General features: G+C 52.5%; 15 protein-coding genes. 12 read left to right on the top strand and 3 right to left on the bottom strand.

Going from position 1 to position 14,995, the window contains the following annotated elements:
* Positions 1-11: 11 nt before the first annotated feature.
* The 3 genes from ACJJH9_RS13415 to ACJJH9_RS13405 are packed head-to-tail and all read right to left on the bottom strand — an operon-like array spanning position 12 to position 1,993.
* Positions 12-824, bottom strand: coding sequence for a helix-turn-helix domain-containing protein (locus ACJJH9_RS13415; RefSeq protein WP_252082633.1), 813 nt, complete (start codon positions 822-824; stop codon positions 12-14).
* Positions 814-966: a hypothetical protein gene (locus ACJJH9_RS13410; protein ID WP_444923075.1), complete on the bottom strand. Its 153-nt coding sequence runs from the start codon at positions 964-966 to the stop codon at positions 814-816. Before ACJJH9_RS13410 ends, ACJJH9_RS13415 begins: the two co-directional genes overlap by 11 nt.
* A gap of 19 nt (positions 967-985) precedes the next feature.
* Complete coding sequence (locus ACJJH9_RS13405; RefSeq protein ID WP_252082632.1) at positions 986-1,993, bottom strand: asparaginase; 1,008 nt, start codon at positions 1,991-1,993, stop codon at positions 986-988.
* Between the two features lie 384 nt (positions 1,994-2,377).
* Between ACJJH9_RS13405 and ACJJH9_RS13400 the strand changes: the two genes are divergently transcribed.
* From ACJJH9_RS13400 to ACJJH9_RS13345, 12 genes are all read left to right on the top strand, one after another.
* On the top strand, positions 2,378-3,700 hold the full coding sequence (locus ACJJH9_RS13400; protein ID WP_444925226.1) for a homoserine dehydrogenase: 1,323 nt from the start codon (positions 2,378-2,380) through the stop codon (positions 3,698-3,700).
* A 91-nt stretch (positions 3,701-3,791) separates the two neighbouring features.
* Positions 3,792-5,204 (top strand): threonine synthase, encoded by a 1,413-nt coding sequence (gene thrC, locus ACJJH9_RS13395; RefSeq protein ID WP_444923074.1) that lies wholly within the window; start codon positions 3,792-3,794, stop codon positions 5,202-5,204.
* Between the two features lie 52 nt (positions 5,205-5,256).
* The gene (gene recJ / locus ACJJH9_RS13390) at positions 5,257-6,984 is read left to right on the top strand and encodes a single-stranded-DNA-specific exonuclease RecJ (RefSeq protein ID WP_444923073.1); all 1,728 of its coding nucleotides are present in this window, start codon (positions 5,257-5,259) and stop codon (positions 6,982-6,984) included.
* A 77-nt stretch (positions 6,985-7,061) separates the two neighbouring features.
* On the top strand, positions 7,062-7,973 hold the full coding sequence (locus ACJJH9_RS13385; protein WP_444923072.1) for a DMT family transporter: 912 nt from the start codon (positions 7,062-7,064) through the stop codon (positions 7,971-7,973).
* 9 nt (positions 7,974-7,982) lie between these two features.
* The gene (locus ACJJH9_RS13380; RefSeq protein WP_444889752.1) at positions 7,983-8,603 is read left to right on the top strand and encodes a LysE family translocator; all 621 of its coding nucleotides are present in this window, start codon (positions 7,983-7,985) and stop codon (positions 8,601-8,603) included.
* Positions 8,604-8,633: 30 nt separating this feature from the next.
* Positions 8,634-9,086 carry a hypothetical protein gene (locus ACJJH9_RS13375; RefSeq protein WP_444923071.1) on the top strand — a complete coding sequence of 151 codons (453 nt, stop codon included), beginning with the start codon at positions 8,634-8,636 and terminating at the stop codon, positions 9,084-9,086.
* A 37-nt stretch (positions 9,087-9,123) separates the two neighbouring features.
* Positions 9,124-9,519: a MerR family transcriptional regulator gene (locus ACJJH9_RS13370; protein ID WP_444923070.1), complete on the top strand. Its 396-nt coding sequence runs from the start codon at positions 9,124-9,126 to the stop codon at positions 9,517-9,519.
* A 100-nt stretch (positions 9,520-9,619) separates the two neighbouring features.
* Positions 9,620-10,715 (top strand): peptide chain release factor 2 gene (gene prfB, locus ACJJH9_RS13365; RefSeq protein ID WP_157533496.1). Its coding sequence is split into 2 segments (ribosomal slippage): positions 9,620-9,691 and positions 9,693-10,715, totalling 1,095 coding nucleotides; the frame shifts between segments, so codons are not numbered across the junction.
* Positions 10,716-10,799: 84 nt separating this feature from the next.
* Positions 10,800-12,284, top strand: a complete 1,485-nt coding sequence (gene lysS, locus ACJJH9_RS13360) for a lysine--tRNA ligase (RefSeq protein WP_444923069.1) — start codon at positions 10,800-10,802, stop codon at positions 12,282-12,284.
* 169 nt (positions 12,285-12,453) lie between these two features.
* Positions 12,454-13,320 carry a hypothetical protein gene (locus ACJJH9_RS13355; RefSeq protein WP_444923068.1) on the top strand — a complete coding sequence of 289 codons (867 nt, stop codon included), beginning with the start codon at positions 12,454-12,456 and terminating at the stop codon, positions 13,318-13,320.
* A 290-nt stretch (positions 13,321-13,610) separates the two neighbouring features.
* Complete coding sequence (locus tag ACJJH9_RS13350; protein WP_444923067.1) at positions 13,611-13,817, top strand: hypothetical protein; 207 nt, start codon at positions 13,611-13,613, stop codon at positions 13,815-13,817.
* 686 nt (positions 13,818-14,503) lie between these two features.
* A complete protein-coding gene (locus tag ACJJH9_RS13345; RefSeq protein ID WP_444923066.1) occupies positions 14,504-14,932 on the top strand; it encodes an MAPEG family protein in 429 nt (142 codons plus the stop codon).
* Positions 14,933-14,995: the final 63 nt, after the last annotated feature.

Genomic DNA, 14,995 nt, shown 5'->3' with positions numbered 1-14,995 from the left:
GAAATTCATGCTTAAAGTGGAGTGGCAAAAAAACTCTGTGGACCTTCAGTGTTTGAGGCTCGGATATTTTCGCGAATACTGCGATTGATCTCATCGGAATCCGGGCCAAATACCCCGCACAGTTTTAATGCGTTTTTGATGCTGATATTACGTCCAAGAGATTCCAGCAATACTTTTGTACATACGGGTTCGCGCCGGTCACTGGCAGAGGCGCCCAGCTTGAGGCCGGATAAATAACTCACTCGGCTTTTATAGGTGGGATAGAGGATTGTCTGGGCGATTTCGTTGCGTGTCAGCGCTTCGTAGCCAATCAAAAATATACGCTCCGAGAGAAAAAGCAGCATGCCTTTGTAGCGGGACTTGTACCACTCCTCCCTATCTGGATAGCGCATGCGCTCGAAGCGCTGGAAGTAATATCCTTCCCCATCGGACTCGATATGCAGCAGGCTGCGAATAATATGATCGGGAAAAGTCATCGAGTAGTGATATTCAAAGTAAAAGCCCAGGTATTTATCTGCGCGCCCCTGTGACTCCCGCATTAGCAAGTCAATATCCATAGAGTAGGGGCGGGAGGATTCGACAGTCGTAGCGGTGCGGCGTACCCGAACAATTTGCTCAAACTGTTCGGCGGGCATCAAAATTTCATGGGGTTCAACACCAAAGAAGTGGCAGATTTTACTGAGAGTGTACTGTGAGGGCTGAGTATTGCCGCTGAGGTATTTGTTAAATTGTGCTCGGTTCACACCCATGCGCCGACACACTTCGGCGATGGAGCGATAGAAACTGCACAGCAGGCGTAAGTTTTGTGAAAAATTATTGCTCATCAAGGAGTATCTGCTTCTGGTCTAAATGCCCAGTATTTTCCTCTAAACCAATACCTGGCCACATTTGGTCGCCCGATAAAAAGCCGTCGGGATTTATATCTGCAACGATAAGCTGGCAGAATTTTTTCTGCGCATTGCTCAATAAATCCCGTTTGATTTTGTTAGGGGGTGCATTCCCCGCATAGCGGGGTTTCCATTAAGTCTTTAACTTCACTGTTTGTGTAGTTCATGGCTAAAAGGTGATTCAATTTGGCATAGCAGGCTTCGCTGGTCATATCCAGGCCACCGATCACACCGGCGCGCAGTAGTGCGGAGCCGGCAGCGTACTTGCCGAGATCCACATGGTTTTCCAGGCATTGTGATACCGCCACACAAATAATTCCCAGCTCTGTAGCTCTGGTAAGCTGCTCGGTAAATGCCTGATTGTCGGTGGGGGCATTGCCGGTACCGTAGGTTTCAATCACTATACCGCGTGGGCGTGCTTCAATAACTTTACTGAGAAACAGCGGAGTAATTCCGGGGAATAGTTTCACCAATACAACGCTGCCATCGGCGTTATCGGGGATTTCAAACTGCGGTGTGTCTCCGTGCATCAATAAAGCATTAGGATCGATATGCACCTGGATGCCCACTTCGCCGAGGCTCGGATAATTGGGGCTGGAGAAGGCATCCAGTGAGCCGGAGCTAACTTTTACCGCACGGTTGCCGCGCAACAGCTTGCCGTTAAAGTAGAGGCAGACCTCACCGATACTATCTGAACCGCTCAACAGCAAGGCGGCGATTAAATTGTTATAGGCGTCGCTGCGCATTTCCCGCAAGGGGATCTGAGAGCCGGTTACCACTACCGGTTTGGCCAGTCCCTGCAGGGCGAAGGACAGCGCAGAGGCGGTATAAGCCATAGTATCGGTGCCGTGCAGCACAACAAAGCCTGTGTAGTGGCTATAGTTGTCGCGTATCAGGGCGGCGATGCGGTACCAGTCCTGGGGTTGCATATTGGCGCTGTCGAGGAGCGGGTCGAGGGCCTGGAAGTCATAGCTCGGTAGTTGGCCGATCACATCCTGTAGCAGGCGCTGCAGGGCACCTTCAAGATCGGCGTCCGGCACATAGCCGGATTCACTGCGGCGCATTCCCAGGGTTCCGCCAGTATAAAGGATAAGGGTTTTTTTCATCACTCGACCGCTATCTGAGTCCGTTTTTCAGTGCGCCCATTTTTTGGAAAAGGCGCGGTGGATGCAATTTCGCAGGTTGCTGGTACCTGATGCTAGTAGATGCACTTATAGCATCTACTGAGGATGGCTCCTATTTCAAGGAGTTCTTTTGGGTGACAAAAGTTTCGTTTACCCCATCGTTGAGGGTGGAGTCTGGCTGGCGCAACTTTATTGACTTTTTTGCTTTCAGCTCGGTAAGGTTGTCGATATTTTGTTAATTTTATTTGTTTTTATTGCGTCTTCTCCTGGTGTGGCATTTTAGGTTGGGGTGCATTGCCGGGGGCCTACGCGCGGAGGGAATTTGTGAGCGCAACAATTGAAGACGTCGCAGAGGCGGCGGATCAGATGCCTGCGGTAGAGCCGCAGCGTGCAGTGCGTATCGGTGTTTGCGGTTTGGGCACGGTGGGCAGTGGAACAATCAATGTCCTGGCGCGCAATGGAAACGAAGTGGCCGCGCGTTGTGGCCGTTCGGTAGTGATTGAGCAGGTCGGGGCCCGCCGCGACAACCCCGATTGCGATACCAGTGAGCTGGATGTTACCCGCGATATCTTCGATGTCGCCAACAACCCCAATGTCGACATTTTGGTGGAGCTGATTGGCGGCACCACGGTAGCGCGCGAGCTGGTCTTGGTGGCAATTGAAAACGGCAAGCATGTGGTGACCGCCAACAAGGCACTGATCGCCGAGCACGGTAATGAGCTGTTTGAACTAGCCGCACAAAAGGGGGTCACCATTGCCTATGAAGCGGCCGTGGCCGGTGGCATTCCTATTATTAAATCCCTGCGCGAAGGCCTGGTGGGCAACCGTATCGAATGGCTCGCCGGTATTATTAATGGCACAGGAAATTATATCCTCACTGAAATGCGCGAGAAGGGGCGTAGATTTGATGAGGCTCTGGTTCAGGCGCAGGCTTTGGGATATGCAGAAGCAGACCCGACCTTCGATGTAGAAGGCATCGATGCTGCGCACAAGCTGGTAATTATGGCTTCCTTGGCTTTCACTATCCCGCTTGCCTTCGACAAGGTATATACCGAGGGTATCAGCCGCATTTGTCCGGAGGATATCCGCTATGCCGATGAACTCGGCTATCGCATTAAACATCTGGGCATCGCGCGCCGCACAGAGCAGGGGGTGGAACTGCGGGTACATCCAACCCTGATTCCACAGCGCCGCCTGATCGCTAATGTAAATGGTGTGATGAATGCGGTGCTGGTCAACGGCGACGCGGTGGGCCCAACGCTGTATTACGGCGCAGGCGCCGGTGCCGAAGCTACAGCCTCGGCAGTGATTGCCGATATTGTCGATGTAGCGCGCACCCTGGATGCCAAGCCGGATCAGCGGGTACCGGCTGCCGGGGTGGCCTTGGCAGAGCAGGGCGATACCCTGGTGTTGCCGGAGGAAGAGGTGGTCACCAGCTATTACCTGCGTATTTCCGCTCATGATAAGCCCGGAGTTATGTCCAAAGTGGCAACTATTTGTAGCGATCAGGGTATCAGCATTGAGGCCCTGATCCAGCACGAGCCGGTCGATGGGGAAGAGTTGGTCCCAGTGGTGATTCTCACCAGCCGTGCTAGGGAGGCTTGCCTGCGCGAAGCGGTTACACAAATTGAGGCCCTGGATACGGTTGAAGGGAAAGTGGTGCGTATTCGCGTGGAGAGCCTCGGTTAAGCCCTCTCCCCTATTGCTAGATGGCGCCTTTCTCTATGAATAGGCGCCAGTTTTCTTTATTGCCTACGAGATCCAAGAGCGAAACAACACCGTGAAATTTGTCAGCACCCGCGGCCGCGCGCCGTCTCTCTCTTTTGCCGATACTGTCCTCACCGGGCTCGCCAGCGATGGCGGTCTCTATGTGCCCGAGTCACTGCCGCAATTTTCCCGAGTGGATATTGCGGCTATGGCGGGTATGGATTACCAGCGGTTGGCTTTTGAAATTATCCGGCCGTTTGTGGGAGAGGATCTCAGTGAGCGGGAGCTGCGCAATATTATCGAGCGCTCTTATGGTTTGGGGCAGGGGCAGTTTCGTCACAGGGCGGTAGCGCCTTTGGTGCAGACCGATACCAACGAGTGGATTCTGGAGCTTTTCCACGGCCCGACTCTGGCCTTTAAAGATTTTGCCCTGCAGTTTCTCGGTCAGTTGTTTGACCACCTGCTGAAAAAGCGTGGTGAGCGCGTGGTGGTGATGGGGGCGACTTCCGGGGATACCGGTTCGGCGGCGATTGAAGGCTGCCGCCACTGCGACAATATCGATATTTTTATTTTGCATCCCCACAATCGGGTCTCAGAAGTACAGCGCCGGCAGATGACCACAGTGTTGTCGGACAATGTGTTCAATATTGCCATGGAAGGTAATTTCGACGATTGCCAGAATATGGTGAAGGCCAGCTTCGCCAACCAGTCTTTTTTACCCGATGGGCGCCGTTTAGTGGCGGTGAACTCCATTAATTGGGCGCGCATTATGGCGCAGATTGTCTACTACTTTTACGCGGCCTTGCGCCTGGGCGCACCAGATAAGACAGTAAATTTCTCCGTGCCCACCGGCAACTTCGGCGATATTTTTGCCGGTTACCTGGCGAAGCAGATGGGTTTGCCAATCGACCAGTTGGTGATCGCTACCAATGCCAACGACATCCTGCACCGCTGCATCAGCGATAACGATCACACGCCCAAACCGCTGATACACAGCCTGTCGCCCAGCATGGATATCATGGTGTCGAGCAATTTTGAGCGCCTGCTGTTTGATCTCTACGGCCGCGATGGTGCCGCAGTGGCGGAGTTGCTGGCAGATCGCAGTGTACCTATGCACTTGAGCGAATCGGCCCTGGCGCAGGCCCAAAAGACATTTTCCAGCTATAGGGTCGACGATGCGCGTACTATTGAGGTGATTCGTGAGCAGTACCTGGCGACCGGCTATCTGCTCGATCCCCATACCGCTATTGGTGTCGAGGCCGCAAGAAGGGTGCGCCGCTCCGCCGAGCAGCCAATGGTTTGCTTATCCACCGCACACCCGGCAAAATTCCCCGATGCTGTGGCGCAGGCACTGCCACAAACCGAAATTCCCCTGCCGGCCCATATGCAGGACCTCTGGCAACGCGAAGAGCGATTCAAGGTGCTGCCCAACGACTTGTCCCAGGTGCACGACTATATGGCGACCATGCTGTCCGAAGGGCACTAGCTGGCGCAGCGAGGGACTTGGCGGCCGGATCAAAAAAAATAGCTGAGAGAGAATGAATACAACAATTCAGCGGCGGCCAGTGGATTTTTCCACTGGCCGTTTTGCTTCTGAAACCCCCAAAATTTTGCAGAGGGTACTGCTTGGTCGCGGTATCGTCAGCGAGGAAGCCCTGGACCACAGCCTCGCCAAGCTGCAACAACCACAGTCGATGCGGGGGCTGGATACAGCGGTGACACTGCTGGTGGAAGCCGTGCGGGCGCAACAGAAGATCTTGATCGTCGGTGACTTCGATGCCGATGGTGCCACCAGCAGCACGCTCGCCGTGCTGGCACTGGGGGCCATGGGTGCGCCGGGCGTGGACTTCCTGGTGCCGAACCGCTTTGATTTTGGTTACGGCCTCACCCCGGAAATCGTAGAGGTGGCCAAGGATTACGCCCCGGATATGCTGATCACCGTGGATAACGGCATCAGCAGCATTGATGGGGTGGCGGCGGCCAAGGCCGCAGGCATGACAGTGATCGTAACCGATCACCACCTGCCCGGCAGTGAGCTGCCGGATGCCGATGCCATTGTGAACCCGAACCAGCCGAACTGTGATTTCCCCAGTAAGAATCTCGCTGGTGTGGGAGTTATCTTTTACCTGTTGAGTCGTCTACGCAGTGCCCTGCAGGAATGCGGTTGGTTTGCGCAGAGCGGTATCGCTCCGCCGAATATGGCTGAATATCTCGATTTGGTGGCGCTCGGCACTGTCGCTGACCTGGTGCCGCTGGATCACAACAACCGCATTCTGGTGCACCAGGGTATCGCCCGTATTCGTTCCGGGCGCTGCCGACCCGGTATTTCCGCTTTATTAGAGGTGGCCGGGCGAGACCAACGCAGGCTTTCCACCACCGATATTGGTTTTATCCTAGGACCGCGTATCAATGCGGCCGGGCGCCTGGATGATATTGGCACAGGCATCCGCTGCCTCCTGACCCGCGATCCCAGTGAAGCCCGTGAGTTGGCGGGGGAGCTGGATATGCTCAACCGGGACCGCAAGGCCATAGAGCAGGGTATGCAGCGGGAAGCTCTAGCGGCGTTGGAAGAACTGCAGCTGGAGGGGGAAATTCCCTGGAGCCTGTGTCTCTACGATGCCAATTGGCACCAAGGGGTGGTGGGTATTCTTGCCAGTCGTATCAAGGAGAAATTCCACCGCCCGGTAATTGCCTTTGCCGAAGGGGATAACGACCTGGTAAAAGGCTCGGCGCGTTCCATACCCGGCTTGCATATCCGCGATGCCCTGAGCGATGTGGCCGCAGCCAATCCTGAGCTGATCAGTAAATTCGGCGGTCATGCCATGGCCGCAGGGTTGAGTCTGCCTGCACAAAACCTCGATGCTTTCCGGGCGGAGTTTGAACGAGTGGTGCGCAAGCGCCTGGATGAGAATCAATTGCAGGCCGTGATCGATTCCGATGGTGAATTGGATATTGCAGACTACACCCTGCAAACCGCGGCCCTGTTGCGTGCCTGTGCCCCCTGGGGACAGGCGTTTCCCGAGCCGGTCTTCGATGGCGAGTTTCTATTGCTTCAGCAACGCATTGTCGGCGAGCGGCACCTGAAAATGGTGGTCGCTCCGCCGCAGGCGCCACAGCTGGCCCTTGATGCCATTGCTTTTAATATAGATACAGATCAGTGGCCGCAGCCCACCGAGCGAGTGCGCCTGGCTTACAAGTTAGACGTCAATGAATTTCGTGGGCGCGAATCCCTACAATTAATGGTGAGCCTGCTGGAGGCTATATAGGAGCACCTTTCGGAAAGTTGTGAATTGCTTGGAGCTTGTTCACAGCAGTAATAAAACGTGGTTGGAAGTAAAAAGTAGTGAAACGTAAACAAGTCCAGGCCGAAGTCCTGCTGTTATTAGCCGCTCTTTTCTGGGGCGTCGCCTTTGTGCCACAAAAGATCGCCATGGCAGATATTGAGCCGTTGGCGTTCAATGCCTGGCGCTTTATCCTCGGCGGCCTGATTTTGGTGCCCATCGTTTATTGGCTATCTTCGCGCAGGGATGCCCAACCTGGCGAGACGAATGGACATACTGTTAGCCACCGCTGGAGAGCCTGTTTACCCGGCGGTGCTCTACTCGGTTTTTGGTTGTTCCTAGGTGCGGCGCTGCAACAGATCAGTCTGCTCTACACCACTGCTGGCCGCGCTGGTTTTATCACCGGGTTTTACCTCTTGTTGGTGCCGGTTATCGGTTTGTCCCTAGGGCATAAAACCAATCGCTGGACTTGGGGCGGTATTGGTCTGGCTTTATTTGGCCTCTACTGGCTGGCGGACTTCAGTGAAGAATCTCAGTTAGTTGGCGACTTGATGGTGTTTGCCAGTGCTTTTGTCTTCGCCATTCAGGTGCTCTCTGCGGATCGCTTGGTGAAACGCTACGATGCACTGCGTCTGGCCTGTATTCAGTTTCTGGTCTGTGGTCTGTTGTCGGCCCTGGCATCCCTCTTCACCGAGCAGGCAACGATACAGTCCGCTATGGATGCGGCCTGGCCGATCGCCTACATGATGATTTTCTCCACTGCGCTGGCATTTACTTTCCAGTTATTGGCTCAGCGCCATGCGGCACCATCCCACGCCACGGTGATTATGAGCCTGGAGGCGGTGTTTGCTCTAGCGGCAGGCTGGTTATTCCTTAATGAAATGCTTAACACCACTGAATTGATTGGCTGTGGCCTGATGCTGGCTGGGATGCTGGTAAGCCATTATGGGAACCACAGTGGTACCCATCACTAGGAAAATGCAATGGAATTGTCTGTACTCGCGCTTTTTGTCCCTGCCAGCTTTTTTGCCTCGGTAACCCCGGGACTGTGCATGATGCTGGCCCTAAGCCTTGGTATTACGGTGGGGGTGCGCCACACCCTGTGGATGATGGTTGGCGAGCTGGTAGGAGTAGCGCTAGTAGCCTTGGCTACGGTGCTCGGTGCGGCGGTGGTAATGGTGCAGTATCCCACTGTATTTCAGCTATTTAAATACTGCGGCGGTGCCTACCTCGCCTGGATGGGCATACAGATGTGGCGTTCCCGGGGGCAGCTGGCTTCTCTTGATGCGGCACAGGGGCGCGCCCGGCCCTCCGCAAAAGCGCTGATTGTTCAGGGGTTTATTACTGCGGTTGCAAATCCTAAGGGGTGGGCCTTCTTTATTGCTCTGTTACCGCCCTTTATCAACCAAAGCAAGCCCTTGGCACCGCAGCTCTCTGTGTTGATCGCCACCATACTGTTGCTGGAAACCTTGTGTTTGCTGATTTACGCTGGGGGTGGTCAGGCCCTCAGTCGCCTGCTGGAACGCGCTGAAAATGTACGTTTAATTAACCGTATTTCCGGTACTTTGTTGTTATTGGTGGGAGCCTGGCTGGCGCTGTCTTAAGCTGGGTGGCCATTGCTTTATGGAGGAAGTGTGATGGTGAAAATAAAATTGTCTGCTCTGTTGGTGCTGACTTTACTGGCTATGGCGGCCTGCGGTGGAGCCAAGGAGGAAAAGGTTATGGAAAATCAGGTAGAGAATACCCCGGGCTCCAGTCAGCCAGAGGTGACGTCCAACCTTCCCGCAACTAGGTCGGGTGAACTGGTTTGGGTCTATCGCAAGAGTGGCCGCAAGCAGTGTGAGGGCGGTGGCATGACTTTACAGCAGAGTCAGGCCAAGTTACGGGAAAATGGTTTGATGGTGCAGGAATCCCGCTGCGGTGTGCGCACAGATCGAATGTTTCCGGCTGTCTGTGGTGCGCCCACAGGGGATATATTGTTGCACTTGATCAGTATGGACGCTCTGGATGCCGCCCTGGAGCTGGGTTACGACCCTGCCGAAAAGATGCAGTATCAATTTTCCCAGTGCCGGGATAACAGCGCTTAAGGGGAAACTCTAGTGGTCAATAGGTTGGGAGTTGGCAGTGAATATTTCTCAGGCGGCACAGCATTCGGGGCTCAGTAGTAAGGCCCTGCGCCACTATGAATCGATCGGTTTGGTGTCTCCCGCGCGCAAGGCCAATGGCTACCGCCATTACACCGAGGACAATCTGGAGACCTTGCGCTTTATCCAGCGCGCTCGCGCCTGCGGCTTCTCCATAGAGGAGGTACGCACTCTGTTGGGGCTTAAGGGTAATCCCGAGCGACACAGCCGCGAAACCAAGCAGTTGGTGCACGAAAAACTCTCCATGCTGGAAACCCAGTTGCGCGATATGTTGGCAATGCGTGAAACCCTACATTCGTTTATCGATAGTTGTGCCGGTGATGACTCACCGGACTGCGCGATTTTGCAGCAGTTATCCGGCCAGTTTGGCAAATAGGGATTTTGCGCAATTTACAGCGGCTGGCTGACTGGAAGGACCCCCGCGCGCTGCGGTAGAATGCGCGCCGCTTTTTATTTTGTCCGGACACCTAAAGTTCATGGAAATCAATCCCCTCCTCAATCAATTAAAAGACCTCGAAGAGCGCACTGACGTTCTTAGGGGGTATCTTTGACTACGCCAGCAAGAAAGAACGTCTCACCGAAGTAGAGCTGGAGCTGGCTGAGCCGAGCGTTTGGGACGACCCCAACCGCGCACAGGAACTGGGGCGCGAGCGCTCTTCCCTGGAAACGGTGGTTAATACCATCGAAAACCTCGACTCCGGCATCGCCGATTGCCGCGAACTGTTGGAAATGGCAGTCGAGGAAAATGATGAGGACTCCGTAGGGGAGGTCTCCACTGAGATCGAAGGTCTCCAGCAGCAGCTGGGGATTCTGGAATTCCGCCGTATGTTCTCCGGCGAGAATGATGAGAACAATGCCTACCTGGATATTCAGGCTGGCTCCGGCGGTACCGAGGCCCAGGACTGGGCGGAAATGATCCTGCGTATGTACCTGCGCTGGGGTGAAGCCCACGGCTTCAAGACCACCCTGGAAGAGGTCTCCGCGGGGGAAGTGGCCGGTATCAAGAGTGCCACTGTGCATTTCGCCGGCGACCATGCCTTCGGATGGCTGCGCACAGAAACCGGTGTACACCGCCTGGTGCGCAAATCGCCGTTTGATTCCGGCAACCGTCGTCACACTTCTTTCAGCTCGGTATTTGTGTCACCGGAAATCGATGACAATATCGAGATTGAAATCGACAAGTCCCAGGTGCGTGAAGACACCTACCGCGCGTCCGGCGCCGGTGGTCAGCACGTGAACAAAACCGATTCTGCGGTGCGTTTGACCCACACAGAATCCGGTATCGTCGTGCAGTGCCAGAGCGAGCGCTCCCAGCACCAGAACCGCGATAAAGCCTGGAAAATGCTGCGCGCAAAAATGTACGAGCAGGAAATGCTCAAGCGCAACGCAGAGAAGCAGGCCATGGAAGACAGCAAGGCCGACATCGGTTGGGGCAGCCAGATCCGCTCCTACGTGTTGGACGACCAGCGTATCAAGGACCTGCGCACCAGTGTCCAGACCAGCAACTGCCAGGCAGTACTGGATGGAGACCTGGACCAGTTTATCGAAGCCAGCCTCAAAGCCGGCCTCTGATTTAAAGACTCCACTCTCACCGCGCCCCTCGTCTCTCACTAATGGGACGAGGGGTAATATCACTCACAAAACTGATAGATCACCATGACTGATATCCAGCAAGACGAAAACAAACTGATCGCCGAGCGCCGCACCAAGCTTTCCGCTCTGCGCGAGAAGGGCAATGCTTTCCCCAACAGTTTTCGCCGCGAGAACCTCGCTGCCGACCTGCAAGCTGAGTTCGGCGATAAACAGAAAGAGGAGCTGGAAGAACTGGGTAAACGGGCGTGCGTAGCGGGGCGAATCCTGGCTAAACGCGGACCCTTTATGGTGATCCAGGATGTGTCTGACCGCATCCAGCTCTATGCCGATAAAGCGGCACAGAAAGATATTAAAGAGCGCTTTGGTGCCTGGGATATCGGCGATATCGTCGGCGTAAAAGGCACTCTGCACAAATCCGGCAAGGGCGACCTCTACGTCAATTGTGAAGAGTACAGCCTGCTGACCAAAGCGCTGCGCCCGCTGCCGGAAAAATTCCACGGCATCGCCGACCAGGAAATGCGTTATCGCCAGCGCTACGTGGACCTGATCGCCACGCCGGAAGCCCGCGAAGTGTTCCGAGTGCGCTCTAAAGTGATCGAGTACATCCGCGACTTCCTCAACGCCCAGCAGTTTATGGAAGTGGAAACACCCATGCTGCAAGTTATTCCCGGTGGTGCCAGCGCGCGTCCGTTCGTTACCCACCACAATGCGCTGGATATCGATATGTACCTGCGTATTGCCCCGGAGCTGTACCTGAAGCGTCTTGTCGTGGGTGGTTTTGAGCGGGTTTACGAGATCAACCGCAACTTCCGCAACGAGGGCCTGTCCACGCGCCACAACCCCGAATTCACCATGCTTGAGTTCTACCAGGCGTATGCGGACTACAACGACCTGATGGACCTCACCGAGAAGATGCTGCGCGGAATCTGTGAAGATGTACTGGGCTCCACCACTGTGGAATACCAGGACAGCAGCTACGACTTCTCCAAGCCGTTCGCGCGTTTGTCTGTATTCGACTCCATCCTGCACTACAACCCGGAACTGACTGCGGCCGATATCGACAATATCGAATCCGCCCGCGCCGTTGCCGAGAAGCTGGAAATCCCGCTGAAAGGCAGCTGGGGCCTGGGTAAGGTACAGATCGAGATTTTCGAGAAGACTGTAGAGCACCGCCTCGACCAGCCGACCTTTATCACTGAGTACCCAACCGAGGTGTCTCCGCTGGCTCGCCGCAACGATGACAACCCGTTTGTCACCGACCGTTTTGAATTCTTCGTTGGCGGCCGCGAGATTGCCAATGGTTTCTCCGAGTTGAACGACGCGGAGGATCAGGCCGAACGCTTTAAAGCCCAGGTTGCGGAGAAAGATGCCGGTGACGACGAAGCCATGCACTACGACGCCGACTATATCCGCGCGCTGGAATACGGCCTGCCGCCCACCGCTGGTGAGGGCATTGGCATCGACCGTCTGGTAATGCTGTTTACCAACTCTCCATCGATCCGCGACGTACTTCTGTTCCCGCATATGCGCCCTGAAGTGAACGACTAAGCGAGCAAAAACGTAAACCCTGCGCACTATCCCAAGTGCCTACAACCACCGCGCCATTTCCGGCGCGGTGCTTTCCCTTTGGTTAATTCCCCGCCTGGCTATCGCTATCTATTCTTAATGGATGCTTATTGAGATTGAACCTCGGTAAAACCATTAAATGGAGATGCTCTTGTCAGTAATAAGGGCGGTGGTAATTATTTCTGGGTTAATAGCGCTTTTTTTTTCGTGTGCAATTTCAGCCCAATATGCGCCTCAGAGCCGCCCCCCTGCGACAACCGTAGATGACTGGCGCTTTGCGGCCACCCCCTACATTTTTCTGCCACTTCGCACCAAAGGAAAGGCCACAGTGGCGGATACCACTGTGGATGTGGATCTGAACTTAAGAAAAACCCTAGAGCTCCTTAATGCGGCTTTTTCTGTACGTCTGGAAGCTTGGAGAGGACGCTTTGGCCTAGTTTCTGACCTCTATTATGTACACCTCAATTTAAATGAGGGCACAACGATTGCGCCACCCCGAAATCCCCAGTTGGATATAGATGTTGATATCGATGTGAATGTGGATGTTCATCAGGCGTGGGTGGCTGCATTTGGCGCTTACCGGGTACTGCAAGGCTATTTTGGTGAAAGCGAGCAGCGCTATTTTTGGGATATAGGCGTGGGTGTACGTTGGAATCGCCTGAGGCAGGAAGTGAAAGCCCGCGTGGGTATTGATATCGGCAGAATGCCAGAAATCCAAAATCGTTTGGGCGGCCGCAAAAGTTGGTGGGAGCCGACTATTGGTACCCGTGTGGGCTTTGCCGTGAATGACTGCCTGACCCTGGGGGCGCGTACCGAAATCGGCGGTTTTGGAGCTGGCGGTGATGATTTGCAGTGGAATCTATTGGCAGGATTAGACTGGCGCGCCTGGAAAACCACCTCATTGCGCCTGGGCTACCAATATTACAGTATTAATTATTCTGATCGACTTTCTGATGGTCGCTTTGCCTATGATATTACCCAGCATGGACCTTATCTAGCGGTGACTTGGCGCTGGTAAATGGAATAGTTTTTTGTTTCTGCGCTGAGCTTGGTTTCCCTTTATAAATACATCTTATTAGTAATTAAAATCTGTTAAAAAATTTTTCTGTGATCAATTTTTTAAAGTGGGCGCTGATAAGGGGTGAAAATATAACAAATGATTCTATTTGGTTCTAATTTTCTATTCTTGTGGTTGATTGACTTGCTGGAAAGTTTAAGTTAGGAGCAAATTTCCATTTTAAATGGCAGTTATGATAATGATGGTTGAAGTTATCACTTTATGAGTCTGCAAAGATATATGGAATTATAGTGCGTAAGGCTATTAGAGGTGATGCAGACGCGTTTTTTATGTTGTGGCAGTTCTATCAATATTATCAGAGATCCTTTAATTTGGAAGTTGTTGATAGTAGAGGTCGGTACAATATAGATGAAGAGCATTTAAGTGATGTGATATCTGGCAATGAAGAATGTGATGGATATATTATTCTGGTGAAGATAAGATTGCTGGTTTTGTAACTATAGAGCAAGCCGAAATTGTTGGTATGTAAATGCCTGATATCTTTATTCTTCCAAAATATCGCAATCAAGGGGTGGTAAGTAAAATGGTTAGTGGTATGTGACGCAATCTATTTGGGGGATACTTTTGCACTTTAGTTTTTGGGGTGTTTTTTCAAAATTAATGTAGCAAAAGCCAGTAAGCTTGAGTCCTCTGAAGCTCCAGAATTTTATGAGTGTATGGTAACAAATATCAAATAAATATAGGTGTTTTTTAAATGTAAGTTTTTATTATGCAGAAATATTTTTATAAAGTTGATTTGCTGTACGTGATAAATGGAGTTGGGGGTTTGGTTTCTGTAGGGTGAATGATAGGATTGTTGAAATGTTGCTTGTTGCGCTTGAGTTGATAGGGTCTGAGGCCGGTACCCTTGCTGTGCTAGATATTTGATAAAAGTTAGGCGTAACAGAAAAATATCGATGAATTTAGAGGTCAATTCCTGGGTTTTTAAGAAAGTTAGACGTTACTGTTGTTGAATTGCAGTTGGATGGTTGAGGGAATCCGTACCTGCTTTTGCATGTTGAGTTAGATTAAGTTTTATAGCTATGAGTTGGTGGGTGAGGTGATGTAACTTAAGCTTCGTAATTTTGCTTCCCTAATGGTCCAGTGCATTATTGGAAATAAAAATTTAACTATTGGAAATAAGATGAATTCAACGGTTCAATTAATTCAACCGGTGGTGGCTTTGCTGGTTTGGTCAATGGTTATGTGGTTTTGGATGTATGCAACAAGATTGCCGGCGATTGCATCTATGAAAATGAAGTTGGATTCTAAAGTGCCATCCGGAGTCCAGATGTCACAGCTTCCGGCAAGGGTTAGATGGAAGGCGGATAATTATAATCATTTAATGGAGCAGCCTACTCTATTTTACGCAGCAGTTTTCTCATTGGCTTTTCTAGGCGCAGCCACGGAGTTTATCGTTTATACTGCTTGGGCATATGTGGGTTTAAGAGTGATTCATAGCCTTGTTCAAGCTTTGGTGAATAAAATAGAATTTCGCTTTGTTGTCTTCGCTTTATCCAATATTCCCTTGGTAATACTAATATGTAAAGCAGCGATTCAAGCCTTTAAATAGTGGTTAAGTAAAAGCAAGGCTATTCGTTATGTTTTGGTGCTTGTTATTGATTGAGGTGGTATT

It is taken from the genome of Microbulbifer mixtoriginis (SeqCode), from assembly GCF_052466715.1.
Note: the sequence above shows the minus strand (reverse complement) of the source record. Positions and strands in the feature narration are given on the sequence as shown.

Coding starts and splice junctions, on each gene's coding strand:
- ACJJH9_RS13415 (WP_252082633.1), bottom strand. CDS start 824: ATGAGCAATAATTTTTCACAAAACTTACGCCTGCTGTGCAGTTTCTAT.
- ACJJH9_RS13405 (WP_252082632.1), bottom strand. CDS start 1,993: ATGAAAAAAACCCTTATCCTTTATACTGGCGGAACCCTGGGAATGCGC.
- ACJJH9_RS13400 (WP_444925226.1), top strand. CDS start 2,378: ATGCCTGCGGTAGAGCCGCAGCGTGCAGTGCGTATCGGTGTTTGCGGT.
- recJ (WP_444923073.1), top strand. CDS start 5,257: ATGAATACAACAATTCAGCGGCGGCCAGTGGATTTTTCCACTGGCCGT.
- ACJJH9_RS13380 (WP_444889752.1), top strand. CDS start 7,983: ATGGAATTGTCTGTACTCGCGCTTTTTGTCCCTGCCAGCTTTTTTGCC.
- lysS (WP_444923069.1), top strand. CDS start 10,800: ATGACTGATATCCAGCAAGACGAAAACAAACTGATCGCCGAGCGCCGC.
- ACJJH9_RS13345 (WP_444923066.1), top strand. CDS start 14,504: ATGAATTCAACGGTTCAATTAATTCAACCGGTGGTGGCTTTGCTGGTT.